The sequence below is a fragment of the Pseudomonas sp. SAS7 genome (genome assembly GCF_052112345.1).
In the GTDB taxonomy this organism is placed as follows: Bacteria; Pseudomonadota; Gammaproteobacteria; order Pseudomonadales; family Pseudomonadaceae; genus Aquipseudomonas; species Aquipseudomonas putida_Q.
In genome coordinates, this window is the sequence record NZ_JBEGGO010000007.1 from 40,208 (window position 1) to 58,049 (window position 17,842).

Here is a 17,842-nt window from a genome sequence, read left to right on the forward strand (position 1 = left end):
AAGGACACTCAATGATCCTGCAACCCCCTGGGTGCAGGCGTTATCGCCTGCGCCTCGTTTGCCCGCTGGCCATCTGCCTGTCGACTGGCACGGCGCTGGCAACCCCTGCCCCTGCGCCGGGCCCAGAGTTCGAGGCCAGCTTCCTGTACCTGTCCCCCGGGCAGCCAAGAGCGAACGTTACCCACGCCCTGCATGCGCTGTCCGACCAGAAGGAACTGCCACCCGGGCGCTATCCAGTGCAACTATTGGTAAACCTTGGCCCGGCAGGTGTGCGCGAATTGCAGTTCGAGCTGAGCCCGGACGGCAGTCAATTGATGCCTTGCCTGGCCCCCAGCCTGATGGCCGAACTGGGCCTGCGCCTGGATGCCATCGCCGACCCCACTGCACTCGAACACGCCTGCCTGGACCTGCCACGCCTGGTACCAGGGGCACTTGTCGACTTCGATGCAAGCCAACTGCGGCTGGCCATTTCCATCCCGCAAATTGCCCTGCGCCGCGACATGGCAGGCCAGGTGGACCCGGCGCGCTGGGAAAACGGCATATCGGCTGCCTTCGTCAGTTACCAGGCCTCCATGCAACAAAGCGACAGCCGCGGGCGCGGCAGCCAGAACACCCAGGACCTGTACCTGACCAGCGGTATCAACCTGGCCGGCTGGCGGTTGCGCAGCAACCAGTCCTGGCGCCGCGATGACGAGGGCCAGCAAACCTGGAGCCGAGCGTACACCTATGCCCAGCACGATTTGCCGGGCACCTGGGGCAACATCACCCTGGGCGAAACATTCACAAGCAGCGATGTATTTCGCAGCGTGCCGGTTACCGGCGTACGCCTGGCCACTGATTTCGACATGTTGCCCGATGCGATGCGCAGTTACGCACCTACCCTGCGCGGCGTGGCACAGACACGCGCAAAACTGGAAGTGTGGCAGAACGGCTATCCGATCTACTCAACCTACGTCAGCCCTGGCCCCTACGCGATCGACGACCTGAACGTGGGCGCTACTGGCGAACTGGAGGTGGTACTCACCGAAGCCGATGGCCAGGTGAGGCGCTTCATCCAGCCCTATGCCAGCATCACCAACCTGCTACGCCCTGGGGTATGGCGCTACAGCACCACGCTGGGCCGTTACAACCCGGCCAATGGCGGTGAAAACCCACTGCTTTGGCAAGGCACAGTGGCCAGGGGCATGCCCTGGAATGCCACCCTGTATGGCGGCCTGATGGCCAGCGAGGGCTACACCGCCGGCGCCATGGGCATTGCCCGGGACCTGGGGGCAATCGGGGCGCTATCTTTCGATGTCACCCATGCACGCAGCGATATTACGCCAATAGAGCAACGCACTCTTCAGGGCATGAGCTACAGCGCCAGGTACAGCAAAGCCTTCAACAGCGGCACCCATTTGCGCTTTGCCGGGTACCGCTACTCGACCCAAGGTTACCGGGATTTCGACGAATGGATCAGCCAGCGCAGTAAGGACCGCCTGTTCCTTGGCAGCCGGCGCAGCCGGGTAGAAGGCTCGATCAACCAGCGTGTTGGCGAACGCAGCACGCTCAGCCTTACCCTGTCACAACAGGATTACTGGCAACGCCGCGATAGCCAACGCCAGTTCCAGCTCAATTTCAGCACGTCGCACAACGGCGTCAGCTACAGCCTGTATGGGTCGCAATCGCTGACGCAACACGCTGCGGGCAGTGACCGCCAGTTCGGCCTGACCGTATCGGTCCCGCTGGAATTCGGCCGCAGCAGCAGCTTGAGCCTGGACCTGCAACACGCCGCCCACGGCACCGCGCAGCGGGCAAGCTTGCACAGCCAGGTCGACCGCCTGAGTTACAACGCCACGCTCGCATCCAACGAGCAGCAGCAACAAAGCGCCGGCCTGGCCCTGGCCTACCAGGCACCACAGGCAACCTTCGGCGCCGGCCTGTCTGCAGCGGACGACTACCGCAGCCTGTCGCTGAACATGAGCGGGGCTGCGTTGCTGCATGCCAACGGTATGGAGCTGGGGCCTTACCTGGGTGAAACCATTGGCCTGGTACATGTTCCCGACACCGCTGACGTGGGATTGAAGAACCACGGCGCCATTCGCACCAACGCGAAAGGTTACGCCCTGGTTCCCCACTTGCGCCCGTACCGGCTCAACCAGCTGGTGCTGGACACCGACCAGCTGGACCCGGACGTAGAAATCATCAACGGCACCGCCGATGCCGTACCTCGCCGCGGCGCAGTCATCAAGAGCCGGTTCGAGGCCCGCCGCGCCAACCGTGTGGTACTCACCCTTGTCTCCAAGGATCAGCAGCCATTGCCCTTTGGCAGCCAGCTGCATGACGCCGACGGCAATGTGCTGGGTATGGTCGGCCCTGCAGGCCGCGTCATGGTGTCGGTAGCCGATGGTCTGCAGCGGCTCGAAGCACGCTGGGGCGAAGCGTTGGAAAACCGCTGCCGGTTCACGCTGGACCCGCAATCGGTTCCTCAACAGCAAGGTTATCGCCTGCAATCACTGGCTTGCGAATGACTTGACCCGCGCCCCTGCGCCATGAAACTCGCGCCCACAGCGGGCGCGCTCCACCAGGAATTACCAATGAAACGCCTCATGCCCTGGGCACTGCCCATTGCCCTGCTCAGCAGCTACCAAGCCCACGCGGGCGACCGCTGCAGTTGGAGCGTAGGCACCCAGCCGATGACCATCACACGCACACTCACCGGCGTGATGCATGTGCCCCTGAATGCCGAACTCGGCAGCTCCATCGGCACACCCAACCAACGGCAGTTCACCCCTTCCATGCCTCGGTCGGAACTGCATTGCTACAACGATGGGGATGTACTCTGGCGTTTCGACATGAACGCCAGGGATATCTTTCCCGATCCGCTTCCCCCAGTGGAAGGCGAGCCGTCTGACGGGTATATCCTGAAAACCAACATCGACGGCGTTGGCGCGCGTATCCGGCTTGAGGCACCCTTCAATGGCTCGGACCCTGCCTTCTTCATGCCTGAAAATGGCCCGCACAACCCCTTCATTCCAATGCGCTCGACCATGCAGTTCAACAACCAGCTCGGTGGATTCAGGCTGAGCACGCTGTGGAACCAGGTAACCCTGGTCAAGACGGGGGATATAGCACCCGGCCTGCACCGGGTCGACACTGAACTGTTCACCGGGCATTTCGACGCCACAGGCTTGGGGCTGGTACTGCGCTACCGGTTGCAGGCCGATGTACTGCAAACCCAGTGCAGCCTCATCGGCGACCCGATAAGCGACACCCCCGTAGACCTGCTGACATGGGACAAATCGCATTTCGCAGGCAAAGGCACCACAACGTCGACCGTGCCATTCACCATTACCCTGAGCAACTGCAAGACAGACCCTGGGGGCATGACCAGGGCGACGATCGAACTCGACCCCGCCAACAGTTCAGTGCCCGTACCTGGGCTGGACGGCGTATTCACGCTCACCCCTGACTCCACGGCTGAAGGAGTTGGCATCCAGGTACTGAAAGACGACGGCACCCCCCTGCCGCTGCGACGTGAAGAAGACCTTCAAGCAATCCAGGACGGCACTACCGTACTGAACTTTGGCGCTCGCTTCTACCAGACCGACGAGCCCAGCGCAGTCCGTGCTGGCGAAGCGAATGGCGCGTTGAACTTCACCCTTCGCTATCGCTGAAAACCTGGCAGACAAGCAATTGGGGCCGCTTCGCAGCCCCACTATGCTTGACTGAGCAGCACTAGCCCGCTTCAGTATCAGGCCTCGCTGTCAGTCGAACTCAGGATATTCTGCGGGTCATAGCCGTACAGGCATTCCCCCTTTTCAAGGTCCGTTACCTTGATCAGGCGGTTGAGCGCGTCATATTCCAGTTTACGACCTGCATCATCGAGTATCAGGTTGCCATTCTCATCGTATTCAAGCTTGATTTCTTCTGGGTACGGCTCGCCAAAGTTATTGGTAATGCGTGAAAGTTGAGCAGGGTCCGCCGGGTTCTCAAAACGATAAACCGCCATATTCTGCCCCCCCTCGAACCGGGTCAACACCTGGCTAATGTTATCGATCGGATCAAAGCGGAACACCTGGCTGGCTATCTGCTTGCCGTAAGGGTCGACCGGGCACAGCTCGCCCTCACAGGTATAGGTGGTCAGCCTGCCGCGCGTATCGTACTTGTACGTCTCTTTACGCAACTCCGTGCCACCTTCCGAAAGCGTGCGCTCAATGATGCGGTCAAATTCGTCGTACTGTTGGGCCAGTACTTGCTCGGGCGCGTTACTGAACGTAAATGTTCGTGAGCATTCACGCTCCAGGTCGTCGTACAGCAGCGTCGTTTTCAGCGAGTTGACAACAGCGCTGCCGCTTGCTGCTTCCGTGGTTTCATACGACTCGGTACGGCCCAGATCATCGTATTCGAATTTGCACGACAGCGCCCCCAGCGTAGTGACATCAAGGCGGCCAACACTATCGTACTCATTGACTTGGGTCTGCTTGAGCACATCCCGGTACGACTCCATGCGCCCACGGTAACTGTAGCCGTACTCCATGTCGTATTCGCCGCGGGTTTCAACGCGCACTTCACCCGTACTGTAGTACGTGCGGGAAAATGCTTGTCCGCCCACCTCGTCGCAGCTTTCCAGGCGTGCATTCTGCTTGTCGAATACATAATTGGCCTTTTTGCCGCCCAGGGTTCGCAGCACAGGTTCTTCGGTCAGGTAGGGGCGATATTCGTAATCAATTTCGCCCACGGGCGTGATGACCTTGCTCGGCTTGAGCTCACCCGGCTTGTATTGATAAACCTGCCTGCGACCACCGGTGATCGACCAGTCCATTAGGTCCAGGCCGTTGAAGTGCTGCTCACCCAGCAGTGCCAGCTGGTTCACCCGAATGGTGATTGGCAAATCCTTGTCGCTGTGCGCAGCAAAGGTTCTGTGAACCACCTCACCTGCACGCAGTTCATGGGCCAGCAGGCGATCAAACCCATCGTAGGTAAATTTTTCGATCTGCTTTTCAGATTCGCTACCAAGCCCAGACACTTCCTTGTGTTTGCGGCCGTACCCATCGTACTCGGTCAACACTTCGCTCTTGAGTTCCGTTTCCGTTTCATCAGCCGGCTTCTTCTTCACCCAGCGACGAACCTGAACCGGCAAATCAAAACGGTCAAGTTGGGTCTCGGTTACCCCGGTCTTGGCGCCGTTCTCCAGTTCATTGCCTGCGTCGTCAAGCAGCTTCTGCCGCCACTCACGCTTGATCGGGCCGGTTTCGCCATCACCGATAGGGTTTGTTTGCGCGAACTCAGCTACGCCATCAGGGCCGATGACACACAATTGTTCACCCCACTGGTCGTATCGGTACTGGCTGGTCAGGTGCAGGTCACGGTCTTTGAGCCAGTCGATTTCCGTCTCTTCCAGTGGCCTGCCCCATGCATCGAAACTGGCCGTGTAGATGGCTTTGGTATCGCCCTTTGCCAGGTCATGATCAGGGTCCTCCCGCTCTTCCCTGACGGTACGGTAAGCGCCGTCGAAATAGGCCACGGTCATTACACCCTTCACATCGTACCGCGTCTGGGTAGCCTGAACGTCGTCCGCGTCGCTCAGCTGGTACTCATAGCGCCGCAGCGCCTCTTCATCCTTGCCTGGGCTGACGATTTCCCGCTCGACGCGCAGCAGTGCATCCCACACGGTCATGATTTCCGTATCGGTGTCATCACGGTTGAGCACCGTTTCACCCGTGGCCAGCGAATGCTGCACTCTTGTTTCCTTGCTGGTGGCGTCGTAGCCGGTCAGCAACTGCTTGTCCTGTAGCACTTGCATGGAACCCTTGACCAACGGCCCTGGCGCCTTCGCTGTGTCCCAGGTGAGCGTCTCGAAGGTGTAGGTGTGCTCGATCAGGGTGTCGAGCGTTTCTGGCTGGTTCGGCTCCCCCTTGTTCGGGTTCGGGAAGCGCGTTTGCTGGCTCTTTAGCCGGCCGTGCTGGAGCGGCTCAGCCGCAACGGCTGTTTCATCCACTGCCTGCTCAAACGCATGGTGTGTGGTTTTTGTGTTGGCGCCGCTGGTATAGGTTTCAACATCCACCTCCAGCCAGTGTTGCTGCTGGGTCTGCGACTGAGCACTGGTCAGCGTTGGCAACTGCTGGTAGGTGTAATGCGTGGTTCGCTCCGGCGCGGTACCGGGGTTGCCGGGAGCAGGTTTCTGCGTTTTTACCTTCAGGTAGGTAACGAAGCCTTCCACATGGCCCGGGAAACCCGGCGCTTGTGCGCCATACCATTCGTAGGTCTCTTCAATGCCAGTCACTGCCTTGTGGGTCCGCAGGTTGCCGTGGTCGTCATACGTGCTGGTTTCGGCCAGTCTGAAGTTACTGGCAGGGTTGCTTTTCAGCCACCACCGCGTTTCGATGCCGTGGACCAACTGGCAATAATTGGGCTGCTCCCTGAATAACCCAGGCTTGAGGTTGTACTGCGTCTTCACCTCCTTGATCTGATTGCCGATGACTTCGGTTGCCCCACCATTCAACTCCTCACCCACATACGTGGTTTCGCTCGTGAGCAGGTGAAACTTGTTGAACGCCCGGACGACGCTGCGCACAGGTATGTCATCGACCCACAGGGTCTCGGTGGTGCCATAGTCATAGTCGATGGCCTGGCGGAACAGGTTGTCCAACCCGTCATTGATCCAGTCCAGCTGTATGTTGCCGCCGAGGAAATTGTGCCCATCAGCGGAGTAGGTGTAACGCGTATCGATCGCGGGTTGCCCATGGCCTGGATGCTGTACATGACGGGTCACCCGCGGCATCGGGTCAAGACCTGACCCGATCGGGAACAGGTGGCCGCCATCACGGTAGGCAATTTCCTCGAAACCGCCTGTAGGGGTGCGGACCGCACTGATGCAATCGACATTTCGCTCGCGGCTATAGGTAAAGCGCCAGCTGGCCAGGTTCTCGGTAGGCAGTTCGATACGATCTACACGGTTGTCGACGCCCAGCACCATGGTGTAAACGGCGCCGTCGGTATCCGTTGGTACCGTCAGCTTGACCCGGTTGCCATCGCGAACCACCTCCAGCAGGGTGTCGCCACGCATGTCGGTGATCTTGGTCAGCACCGGGTAGCTGGCATAAGTGCCGTACTCCAGGTTCAGCCAATGCCCCTGCGGGCTGAAGATACGGGTTGGCACGGCCCTGGCCTTGTCGCCGGTACCTTTTTTCTCAAGAATCTCCACCTTCAGGTTGCGATGTACCACGCGCCACTGGCTGTCGGTCACCTCTTCATAGAGATGGAACGTGTCGATTTTCTTTTCCGACATCGTCAGCTCTTTTGTGCCGGCGCTGCCATCGACCTTGAACGTTTCACCGCTGGCCAGGGAAATGATCCGGCGCTCGCGGGCCGGGTCGAACTCGGTAGTACGCAGATTCCAGCCTTTGCCATAACCACTGTCAGCAACATTGAGCGGGCTATAGTGGAGCAGCACGTCGAACTCGGGCCCCAACTGATCGTTGCCGGTAATACTGCGCAGGTTGGCAGAAAACGTATACAAGCCTGTACGTGAATCGACGCCGCCGGTCAGGTGGCTCATGAAATTGAAAGCGTTTGAGTGGACTGAACGATCATTCGACATCATTATTCTCCTTGATTCAGCGGGGCATCAATAGTCGATGGTCACGCAGGAAATTTTTCCGCCTATACCGCTGCCTTTTTTATAATGCCCTTCGTCATACATGAGGCCACGCGTAACAATATCCCCAGCCTTAAGATACTCAAGATCCGAAATCTTCTGCCAGCCGACTGTCACCGGATTAATATAAGTCCTGAGCGTGAAATACCAATCATCACCCCTTCTGCAATCATCCTCAGAATGCAAGGTAATCAGCGCAGCAGAAGGGGCATTATCAATTCGGTACCAATACATGTCATCATTGGTACAATCATTGTTACTGCCACCGTTAAACTTATATTCCCCAGCCTTAACCTCAAACGAACAAGTGTTCTGGTCAGGCTCGCCGCCCTTACCACCCGCAAAGTAAATTCTCGCCGTGTTCGTGGTCGCAGGGGGGGCACTTTCCTGCGCATGAATCAAAGCAGCCCCCCCGGCAAGCAGGGCCAGTGACATGGCAAAGCGTATAACAAACCTATTAAATTTCATGGTAACTCTCCAGCAAATGCTGTTGAACAGGGCCGCCCTCCGCGGAAGGCGGCAGACAAACTTCACACTGGCGTGAACAGGCTGTGTTCGATGTAATGCCGATGACCGGAAGTGCCGGCTGGCCTATAGGCAAATCGCCGGTAGTGCGCATTACCCTGTTGGTCACGCAGTAATACCACGACATCGCGTGCAAGGTGGTCACGCTCAGCTGTGCCCGATGGCCTGTAAGCGAAATCCGGCACCCGATGATTAGTGATTACCAAGCTGCCTTCTTCAAAGTTCGTCAGACTTACTTGGGTGCTGAGCTCCGGACGCCTGGCCATCAAGGTGGCAAGGTCATCATCAAACTGAATATTGACCTCCGCGGCTTGCCACTTCTCGTCGTCCTTGGCCAATTTGTCCCGGAAGATGGAACCGGTAAAACTGAACATGATCTCGTTACGGTGCTCGGACTCCCAACGTATTGCGGATTGGCTCACGTGCGGGTCCGATCTCTGCTGCTCCAGAAACTCGACGGTCTCGAAGCGGCTGCCCGCCAACTTGAACACCCAATAATCCAGCGTTCTTAACCAAAGGTCGAAAGCGGGGTCACCGGGGTCGTTCGGGTCACCCGTTCCGCCCTCCACACGTACACGCGTCAGCGTATAGTTTTCATTGCCGAAGCTAGGGGGCGCCTTGGGTATCACTTCGACCTTGTTCCCCACCGCATTGCTACCATCATCGGAAGACTCTGTTCCTCCGGCATCGACATAGAACGTGCTGTACAATTCGTTCGCCACCCCCGCCCGCTCGGCGCAGTGAAGATAAATGTCCTGTCGGGTAATGGCCTCTTCATTGGCTGGCTGGGCACCCCCGGCCAATTGTCCATAGGACAGCTCGAAACGGTTTGCTACTTTGCGGGTAGCCCATTTAAACGTGGAGTCCTTTTCTATGCCGCCGCTCGGGTTATCATCATTGAGCGCAACCAGTCGCTGTTTACTGATCAAGTTGTTCAAGCCGATGTAGGCGCGCTCATCTGCACTGAGCCGGTAGAACCTGCCGTCTACTGCTTCGGTTTCGATGACGGCTTGCAGGCGCAATGACTGGAAGCCGTTGTTCAGCAATTCCCCCTTGGCGCCCTGCTCGCCCCCGCCCGGTATGCTGATCTTGTAGCTGACCAACCGGAGCCAGGTGCCTTCCTCAGCCAGTTTTGCCTCACCAAACTCCAGCAGGCTGTAGCCGGCAGCCAGCACTACGCCGTTTTGTACCAACTCACAGGTCACCACGCTGGTGCCCTGTTCGTCGCCCGAAGGTGCCGTATAGTTACCCGCTTCATCCAGCGTACCTGGCCCAATCAGCTGCCAGCGCCGACGTGCGCCAGGCAGCAACGCCGGGTCTCGCTCCGCCAGTGTCACCACCTCGCCCGGCTCCAGGCCCTGGGCACGCACAGGGTCAATGACCATCGACTGCAAGCCATTGAGCATGACCAGCGCCGACATACGCTGCTGGCCCCCTTTGGCTTGCACCTGCTGAACACTCAGCTGGCGCCGGTTGGCAGCGTTCTCGGCGGTGAAGACGGTCCGGTTGCCGTGGGTCTGGGCAAGCTGACCACGCTCGGTGCCCAGCAGAGACCACTCGATATCATCTACCGGCATGGCGGCACCCAGGGCCATGGGTATACGCGAGGCAAACACACCCACCCGCGGCGCCACCTGCACTTGCTCGAACTGCACGATCACCTGCGCGCTCGCCTGATGGGTAGTGTTACCGACGGTAAGTTCTGCCGTAATCACGATCGTCAAGCTGTGATGGCCGATGCCCTCGACCCCGATGGCCTGGTACATACCGTTGGCGTCGATCTTGCCATCACCCACTGCCGCATGGCTCTGGCGACTCTGGGCAGACCATTTGGTGGCAGGCACTTCATCCCCTGCCTGGTCGCGCAAGGTAAATTTTACCGAGTCGCCCGCACGCACCGTTCTTGTCTGCGGGTCAACGCTGTACAGGGGGGGGACCGCTGCAATGTTGCCAAACACCGCAAGATCGTGTGGTGTATGCCGCTCACGCTCGACAAACTTGTGCGACGTGGCGAACAGTATCGATGCCAACACATCCAGCCGATCATCACGCACATGCTCAAGCAGGGCTTTGTCCACGACCATCGTCGCCGAGTAGCGCTCACTGCCATCGTCGTTGAGATCATCAGGAATCAGGTAGGGGAACGAATGCTCAGGCAGCTCGCCCGGGCCCGTGTTTGCGCGCAGTTGAATGAACGTCAGCACCGCGCCGTCACCGTAATTCGCTGCACCCAGGGTTTGGGCGCCTGGCGCCGGCTGCGTCAGGATACGAAATAGCTTGGGCGACAGTGGCGAATAGCCCGAAAAGTCAAGCATACCGAGTTCAAACTGGCCCCGGTGCGCGGGCAACTGTTCGAACTGTTCCTGCATGGCTGCAGCGATCAGGCCATTGACGTGCGGGTCTTCCCCAGCCAGGTTGCAGCTGAATTCGGACGCTTCAGCCAGGTCCAGGGTGACCCTGCCGCGACGGTCGACTTCACCGGTCACAAGGCGAAGCTCAACCGAAATCACCAGTGAGTAACCCATTGATTCATCGATGATGAAGCGCGTCAGCAGGTTCTCGGCCAATGGCGATTGCACACTGTAGACCCCCGCCAAAATGGGGAAGGTAAGCTGCGCCCTGGAATCGGTGAGCGACGCATTGGTAAACGACAGCAACGGCGCGCCAAACTCGATCTTGCGCAAAACGCTTCGGGTGCGGATATGGTCCTGGTGGTAGACGTCGGCATTGAACAGCGGCAGGAAGCTCAACGTACTCAGGCGCTGCCGGTACTGTTCATGCAGCAGGTCGTTCAGGCGCGAGCGGCTGAACGCCGCAACGGCGCCCCAACCTTGGGTAATGTTGCGCTTGTCCATACGCGCCAGCACATACTCGATAGGATTTACAGACATGACACTCTCCTGAAAATTAGCGCTCGTGGTCATACCGAGCGAGCCTTCGGCGCCAACATCTGGCGGCTCAAGCCGGTAAAGCGGATGGCCTGCAACGGCATGATCTGGTGCCCTTCGAACACACCGAAGTCACCTGAGTCGAAGGTTGCAAAAACCAGAATGCCCGGGGATTGCGCACCGCTCTGCGCAGGCTCATAAAGGCCAGTGTCGGGGTCGATTTGCCCCGTGCCCACGCCCAGCCTCCACTTGGCATCTACCGTTCTGCCATTCACATAGGCGACGAACTGCAGCTTGCCATCGGCCTTGGCTTCCTCGGCCAACGCCACAACCAGCCCCGGAGGCCTCTGGGTGACAAGCACATGCACGCTCTGTTTTGCAGAGGGCTCTTCAAGCTCCACCTCGAACGATTCCAACCAGTAGGTATCGTGGTTGCCAGGGTCGGCGGCCTTGGCCGTATAAAGGCAACGCCGTCCCTGGTCCTGTTCTTGCTGTTCACCGCTGTGGGCGGGGTCGTGATTGACCATCGTCCATTTCAAAGGCTTGGCACCAAGTGACGCACCGTCCAGCACGCCAGCCCTTAGTAGACGCTGCGTGCCGGCTTGCATCACGGTGATGTACGGGTTGGCCGACAATGCCTGACGCACCACCGTGACGACGGCAACGCTGCGCTGCCCCGCTTCATTGGAGGCGACCACCAACACCTGGCCCGAACGCCGTTCCAGGGTGTGCGCGGGCGGTGCCCGGTATTTGCCATCGACAAAAGTGCCCGGGTGCGAGGGCCCACCCGGGAGGGCTTCGGCCATCCAGCTCAGCGTCTGGTTCTGCGGGTTATCAACGTTGAACTCATGAAAGCCGCCCGCAGGCACGTTCACAGCATCGTCACGAATGACAAACCCGGCATCGCTCCCCAGCACCCCCGGTACCGACAAGGCCCCCGGAAACGCCAGGCCGGCAGGCTCGGGCTGAACTTTATGGGCAGCCCCGAACGCCAGCGCAGCCACCCAGCGCTCCGGTGCCTCAGCGTCAAGTTTTTGTGCAATGGCCAGCAATATGGCCCGCTTCACTGCGTAAGCGGCAAAATCTTCTGCCTGCGACCTGAGTTCTGCGTTCTCATCACCCTCGGGCAGACCACGCAGCAGATGTGCTTCTTGGGCTTCAGGCCAAGGCGAGAAAAACTGCCCTTCCAGCCAGCCCTGGCCGGCCTCGGCGGAGGCCAGCAAGTAGAAGCGATGGTGCAGGGACACCCTGAAATCTGCCGTATATTCATCCGGTACATCGGCACCTTGGGGCAGACAGCTGAACGTGACCGTGCAATCAGCGTTCCAGTGCTGGGTGGCCATGTCCCGCTCGAACGTGGCCTGGAACCCACCTGCCGCGTCCAGGCGGAAAGTCTCACCGGTAAAGGTGAACCCACTGCTTTGGTAAGTGGTAGCGGGTATCCGCAACGTGCCTGCATCGGCAACCACTTCTACCAGCCGTCCATCTTCCATGCGATGGCTGAAGCTTCCCCCCTCAAGCAGCTGGGTGAAGCCTGGCAGGAAGGCATTGCGATGCATCAGGCGTGAACTGATCAACTGCACCGCAGCATCAGGCAGGTGGGTGTCTGGCAAGAGCCTGGGGAAATCGCCATTCGCATTCGGGAAGTTACCTGAACTACCGTATTGCGAAGAGGCAAATACCACCAACGTATCGCCCTTGCCTTGAGCATCGGCTTGGCTGCCAAGGTAGGCGGTTTTCAACTCCAGTTCCGCCTGCCCCGGCACACCTTTGACCATGACGTAATCGAGTTTTTCGGCCTCTGCGGGTAGTTGCTCGCGCAACCACTCACCCGCCTGCCCCCGTACGCTCTCGTCATCGCTCACGGCCAGGCGCATGTTTTCGCCCTTGGACATATCCAGCACCAACGCGCCATCCTTGAAATCGGCGCGAACCTGTTGCCTCAGTTCAAGTCCCAGCAGCGGGTCATGCTCGGAAAGGCTGCGCACCTTGTAGGTGTCTTCGGTTTCGACGAGGGTTCCACCGTACAGGTTGGCGACCATGTCCAGCCTGGCGCTTTCGTAGGCCACGCGTGAAATGTCCACTTGCGGCCCAGACAACTGATAACCCGCAAAGTGAAAAACAATATCGCTCATGGGCATTTCAAGCTGGCCCGAAACACCCTCTATTTCATGCCCCTGGCTCAAATGGATTGCATGGGTTTGCCTTAGCGCGGTATTACCACCCGCCAGCGACAGGCCTGTGATGCTGTCCCAATTCAACAGGTCCGGGTTGGTGGGCAGCCAATCACTCAGTAACACTGGTTTGTTCTGGCTCATGACTTCACTCCCTCTGGATGTTTCTGCACCTCAAATGCACCCACCCCCTGCACCGCATCTTCCAGCCTCGCCGGGGGCAGGGTTTGCAGTACATAACCGTCGAAGATGCCAATGATCTGGGTGTCGAACGTTGCCGTAATCAGGGCAAATTGATCGGTGCTGGATTGATCGTGGGTATACACACCCGTGGCGGGATCAACAGCACCCGAGCCGTACTTCACGTCCCACTGAATCTTTGCAGGATCTTGGTCCCTGCCGTTGATTACGGCTGTCAACTTCACCGTGCCTGCGACAGGATCTACTTCCCGTAGAAGTTGCATCGGTTGTTTGATGGCGCTCTCAGTGATTACCAATGCGGTGTGACCCGAATTGTTCGCCCCGGCTTCGCTCAGCACAATTTCGTCGACGGTAAAGGCGGCAAGTTCATTCGGGAAGGCCGGGTCAAGGGGAGGCATTCCCGCCGGGGCGGTGTACACCGCGTTTTTGCCGCTTGCGTTCACTTCGCCATACGCGGGGTCTGCCCATCTCAAGTTGCTGGCATCGCCGAGGTAACCGGCTTGCAAATTGACAGTGCCGTTTACCTGCGTCACATAAGCCAACGGATTGATCTGCACGCGGGATTTCACCACGGTAATCAACGCTGAGCTTTTAAAACTGGTGTCCTTGTGCTCTGCGTGGATGCGCACCCGTACAAACGCCCCGTCAAAATCCTGCCCACGAGGCGGGGTATAAAGGCCCGTATCCGGGTTGATGTCGCCGATCTGATCGCTGGCTACAGTGTCCAGCACGGGCTCGCATGTCCAACGTAGCTTGCCGGGGTGCGCCGGGACCGTATTGAACTGTTTCGGTGTACTTGCCACCGCCAAGGTATGCTCCATAGGGTCGACGGCAAAGGCGGTGGCTGCCGGGTTCACAGCACCAAAGAGGGCGATTTCACGCGGTGCAAACTGATCCTGGCCGATCAGGGCATTGCCGAAGTAGAGTTTGATCGTTTCATCGACCAATTCCTTGAGGGACTGGGAGAACTGGAAGTTTTTCTCAAACGCGTCGCGCAAGATTGACTCGACACTGGGGAGTTCGGGGTTGTCACTTGCTTCGATAAGGGCCTGCAGCATCAGCGCGAGGGCAAACATCATGGGCAACATATAGAAGGCTAATAAACCCACGATGAGTTGATAGAATGGATCAAGCGGAGGGCTCGGATACTGTTTGATTTCCCCAATCTTTGGCGCGGGCGCCTTGTCCTCCCGCATTTCCATACCCTTGAACTTTAAAATGCCGCCATCGACATCCTCAAGGTCATACGAAGTCTTGAAGCTATATTCAAAATCATCCTCAGCACGCTTGTAAAATTCTGAAGTATCCATCCACAAGCGTATCGCTGGTCCTATCTTCCCCTCTTCATCATCCAGATCCAATGGCATAACGGCCATTACACCTGCAACCTTCCACGCGACCTCAACAGTCTGGTCATTTACCGACACTTCAAATACGTCGGTCATTTTCAAGACCATCTCATACACCTTGACCTTCAATATCATGTGGCGGGAAGGCCCCATCCCTGGGTCGGTGTCGAACTCATGGACCAGTGTCTGTTCGGGGATCACCATTTCCCCACCCGAAGCGACGGCCCCTATCGGCTTGCCCTTGTCGTCGCGAACCAGCCTGAACTCGACGTCGTTTGCAATGCTCTTCAAGGACTCAAGCAGCTGCGCCATCATGATTCGCGTGGGTTCAAACAAGACCGTAGCGTCATACGGCTTGTCTTTGGGTATCAGGTAACGAAAATCACGCCCGGGTATATTCCCTTGATCATCTCCCTCGTAGCACAGCAGCGCGAGTACCGCCCCCTCGTCATCTTCCGGGTCACGCCCGCGTGCCTGGGTGCGCAGGGCAAATGATGAGGCTCGCAGCAACGGGTTGCCGCCAGCTTCGATCTGGCCAAGCGGAAATACACGCTGTGCATCCGGCAAAGCCTCGAACTTTTGCTTGAAGTACTCCCCCACCAGCCTTTGCTCGCCAGCGTCGCTGGACACGTCCAACTTGAAGTCTGAACTTTCTTTCAGGTCGAGTCGCACACGTCCCTCTTCGCCGACCACGCCAGGTACATTGGCAAGCAGCAGGTCCAGGCTAAGTTCGGGCCCTTGCAGCGGGCTGGTTTCGCGGATTTCCCGCACTTGCCAGTCAGCTCCACTCAAGCGCAAACCCAGCTGTGTGCCCGACATGACCTGCATCATCAAACCCGCTTTGGAGTCATTGGCCTGCACGCCCGCAAAGCCTAACCGTGGCCAATCCAGTGTGAACTGGTTCAGGGCAAAGCGCCGGTCATCGCCATTTGGAATACTCCCGGTGATCGGTGGCAGGTAAGCGCTGGTTTTGAAGCGCTGTATGTAAGCCTGCAGCAGAAGAAGGTTCAACTTCTTCCGGTCCATGAAGGAAATCATCCCCCAATTCAGGGCGCGCGGTTGTTCTTTTAACCACGCATATAATTCACTAAAGTTATACTCTGCCATTTCGTCACCCTCGTAATATTTATCATCACCCACCGCGGTACGCCGCCGCGCCTATTCGCGACCGATACACGCAGCAATTAACAGCATCAGGGTACTAAATTAAACTCTGCCGACTTGCCTAGTACGAACGTGACCCCTTCATCAAAGCTGACTTCCACATACACATTGAAAGCCGTATTGAGTTCAAGCTTTTCCAGGTACGCCTTGCCCAGGTCCATCCTCAGCTCGTCATTGAACCATTCATCTTCAGAAACCGGCACATCATCCCGAATCACTTCGTCCGGCAGTGACGGCCCGCCAGGCTTTGCCTTGCCTTTTACATAAACACGCACTTGTTGTCCGATTGCGAAGAAGCGCCAACTGTTTGAGCTCAAATAAAACGTAACGTGTGTCGCCACCGCTGATAGCGAAATATTCCCATTCGGATAGTCCGGACACTGAACGGCTTCAAAATCAGTGTCCGTCAGTTTTTCAACTTTAAGGCCATACGCAGGTGAGGGCTGTATCACACCGTCGGCGTCTTCTACCGTGTAGAATACTTTGACGCGTCTGCCGAAGTTTGCAGGCACCGCGGTGCTAGGAATTTGGAACCTTAAATTATTGCCAGCGGTAGGCTTGTCTGTGCTGTACTTCCCGGTTGTACCAAACCCTTCCCAATGCATGGTGATCTTGCCGTTACCTGTGTCTGACTCAACAGGCACTTGGGCATAAGCCCCCTGCCTGAGCCGATCAGGGAACATGAAGCCGAACTGCACCATGTCCGGGTCCACTTCCTCATCATTCTCCGGATCCTTCGGTGTGGCGTTTTCAACGAATGGAACTTTCAGATCCAGCGGTTTACGCAACACCAGATCCAATGGCACGGAGTCCGCAGCCGCGCCCAGCCGGGCCCATTGCCAAGTCAGTTTTACTGGGTCTCCAACATGCTCCTGCAACCAATCACCCGGCACCCTGAAATGCAAGCGACCACTGTCCATTATCGAGCTATCAATGCGAAGCGTGGCGCGGCTAACGCGCTTACCGGCGGCTGTCAGCAACACTTCATCCCCGACCTGCGCACCATAGTCTTCCACTGTCACCGGCAAGCCCTGCAGGTACTGGCTTGGGTCGAGCATGCCGCCACTGTGGCCAGGTACTTCAGGTGCCGGCAGGCTGGGTAATTGCCCGCTCTCACTGGTTACGATAGCGAAGCGCTGCACAGGTGAATGGCTTTCCCCGCCGCTCTCATACTGGATGGAATACGCCAGTTCGCACCAGGCGCCAGCCATCTGCAAATAGGATGAATCAATCCGCCACACCAGAGGTTTGTCCAAATCTTCCTGAATTAGCGTTTTTGTGAAATTCTCTGGAAAACCAAATTCGTCATTCCATGAAAGCACCACTTTGTCATCCACCGCCATGAATGGATAATTGGAGGTAATGACCTGACCATCCCCACTCACTCGCTTCAAATCAATTTCAAGCCCATCACTTTCCACAAAGTGTGGCAATGGCACCGACAAAGCGGGCTCAACCTGCTTGTTTATATAAAATAACAACCGGGTAGAGGTTTCCTCCACGTGACGCAACGTGGATGGCTCTTTGAAACGAGAGATGACAGCATACGAGTAGAAAGCGACCCCTTTATCCAGGCCTTTTAACAGGGCATTGTCTACCTCAACCAGGAAACTGCCGTCAGGCTCCAACTTTTCCACCACCTGTGCCGTTGGGTCCCGATCAAATATCTCACCGGCTGCACCACACCCAAAAAAACGCGGCGATATCACATGGCCCAGGTCCAGGCCCGGATAATATATATAAGTCTTGAGATCTTCAGGCCCCAGTTTGTCAAGGTCCAGCGAGTCACCGTCCAGTAGCGGAATAGTGGGTGCCGGTAGCGCTGCCGTTGCGGCTTCATCGGCACCCTTTTGAAAAACCTGACTTTTGCAAACGTCGTCCATGTGCTTTCCCCTTAGTAGC

General features: G+C 57.8%; 8 protein-coding genes. 2 read left to right on the top strand and 6 right to left on the bottom strand.

Annotation, left to right across the window (positions count from 1 at the left end; genetic code table 11):
- Positions 1 to 11: 11 nt before the first annotated feature.
- Both ABI582_RS12940 and ABI582_RS12945 read left to right on the top strand, forming a co-directional pair.
- Entirely contained in the window at positions 12 to 2,510 is a 2,499-nt protein-coding gene (locus tag ABI582_RS12940; RefSeq protein ID WP_442119362.1) for a fimbria/pilus outer membrane usher protein, read from the top strand.
- Between the two features lie 66 nt (positions 2,511 to 2,576).
- On the top strand, positions 2,577 to 3,656 hold the full coding sequence (locus ABI582_RS12945; RefSeq protein ID WP_338746497.1) for a fimbrial protein: 1,080 nt from the start codon (positions 2,577 to 2,579) through the stop codon (positions 3,654 to 3,656).
- Positions 3,657 to 3,733: 77 nt separating this feature from the next.
- On the opposite strand, the gene ABI582_RS12950 is transcribed toward ABI582_RS12945, so the two are convergent.
- From ABI582_RS12950 to ABI582_RS12975, 6 genes are all read right to left on the bottom strand, one after another.
- Complete coding sequence (locus tag ABI582_RS12950) at positions 3,734 to 7,582, bottom strand: RHS repeat domain-containing protein (protein ID WP_442119363.1); 3,849 nt, start codon at positions 7,580 to 7,582, stop codon at positions 3,734 to 3,736.
- Positions 7,583 to 7,609: 27 nt separating this feature from the next.
- Positions 7,610 to 8,107: a hypothetical protein gene (locus tag ABI582_RS12955; protein ID WP_442119364.1), complete on the bottom strand. Its 498-nt coding sequence runs from the start codon at positions 8,105 to 8,107 to the stop codon at positions 7,610 to 7,612.
- A gap of 62 nt (positions 8,108 to 8,169) precedes the next feature.
- A complete protein-coding gene (locus ABI582_RS12960; protein ID WP_442119365.1) occupies positions 8,170 to 11,055 on the bottom strand; it encodes a hypothetical protein in 2,886 nt (961 codons plus the stop codon).
- Between the two features lie 29 nt (positions 11,056 to 11,084).
- Positions 11,085 to 13,370, bottom strand: coding sequence for a hypothetical protein (locus ABI582_RS12965; RefSeq protein ID WP_442119366.1), 2,286 nt, complete (start codon positions 13,368 to 13,370; stop codon positions 11,085 to 11,087).
- Positions 13,367 to 15,916, bottom strand: coding sequence for a hypothetical protein (locus tag ABI582_RS12970; RefSeq protein WP_442119367.1), 2,550 nt, complete (start codon positions 15,914 to 15,916; stop codon positions 13,367 to 13,369). Before ABI582_RS12970 ends, ABI582_RS12965 begins: the two co-directional genes overlap by 4 nt.
- A gap of 53 nt (positions 15,917 to 15,969) precedes the next feature.
- On the bottom strand, positions 15,970 to 17,823 hold the full coding sequence (locus tag ABI582_RS12975) for a hypothetical protein (RefSeq protein ID WP_442119368.1): 1,854 nt from the start codon (positions 17,821 to 17,823) through the stop codon (positions 15,970 to 15,972).
- Between the last annotated feature and the right edge of the window lie 19 nt (positions 17,824 to 17,842).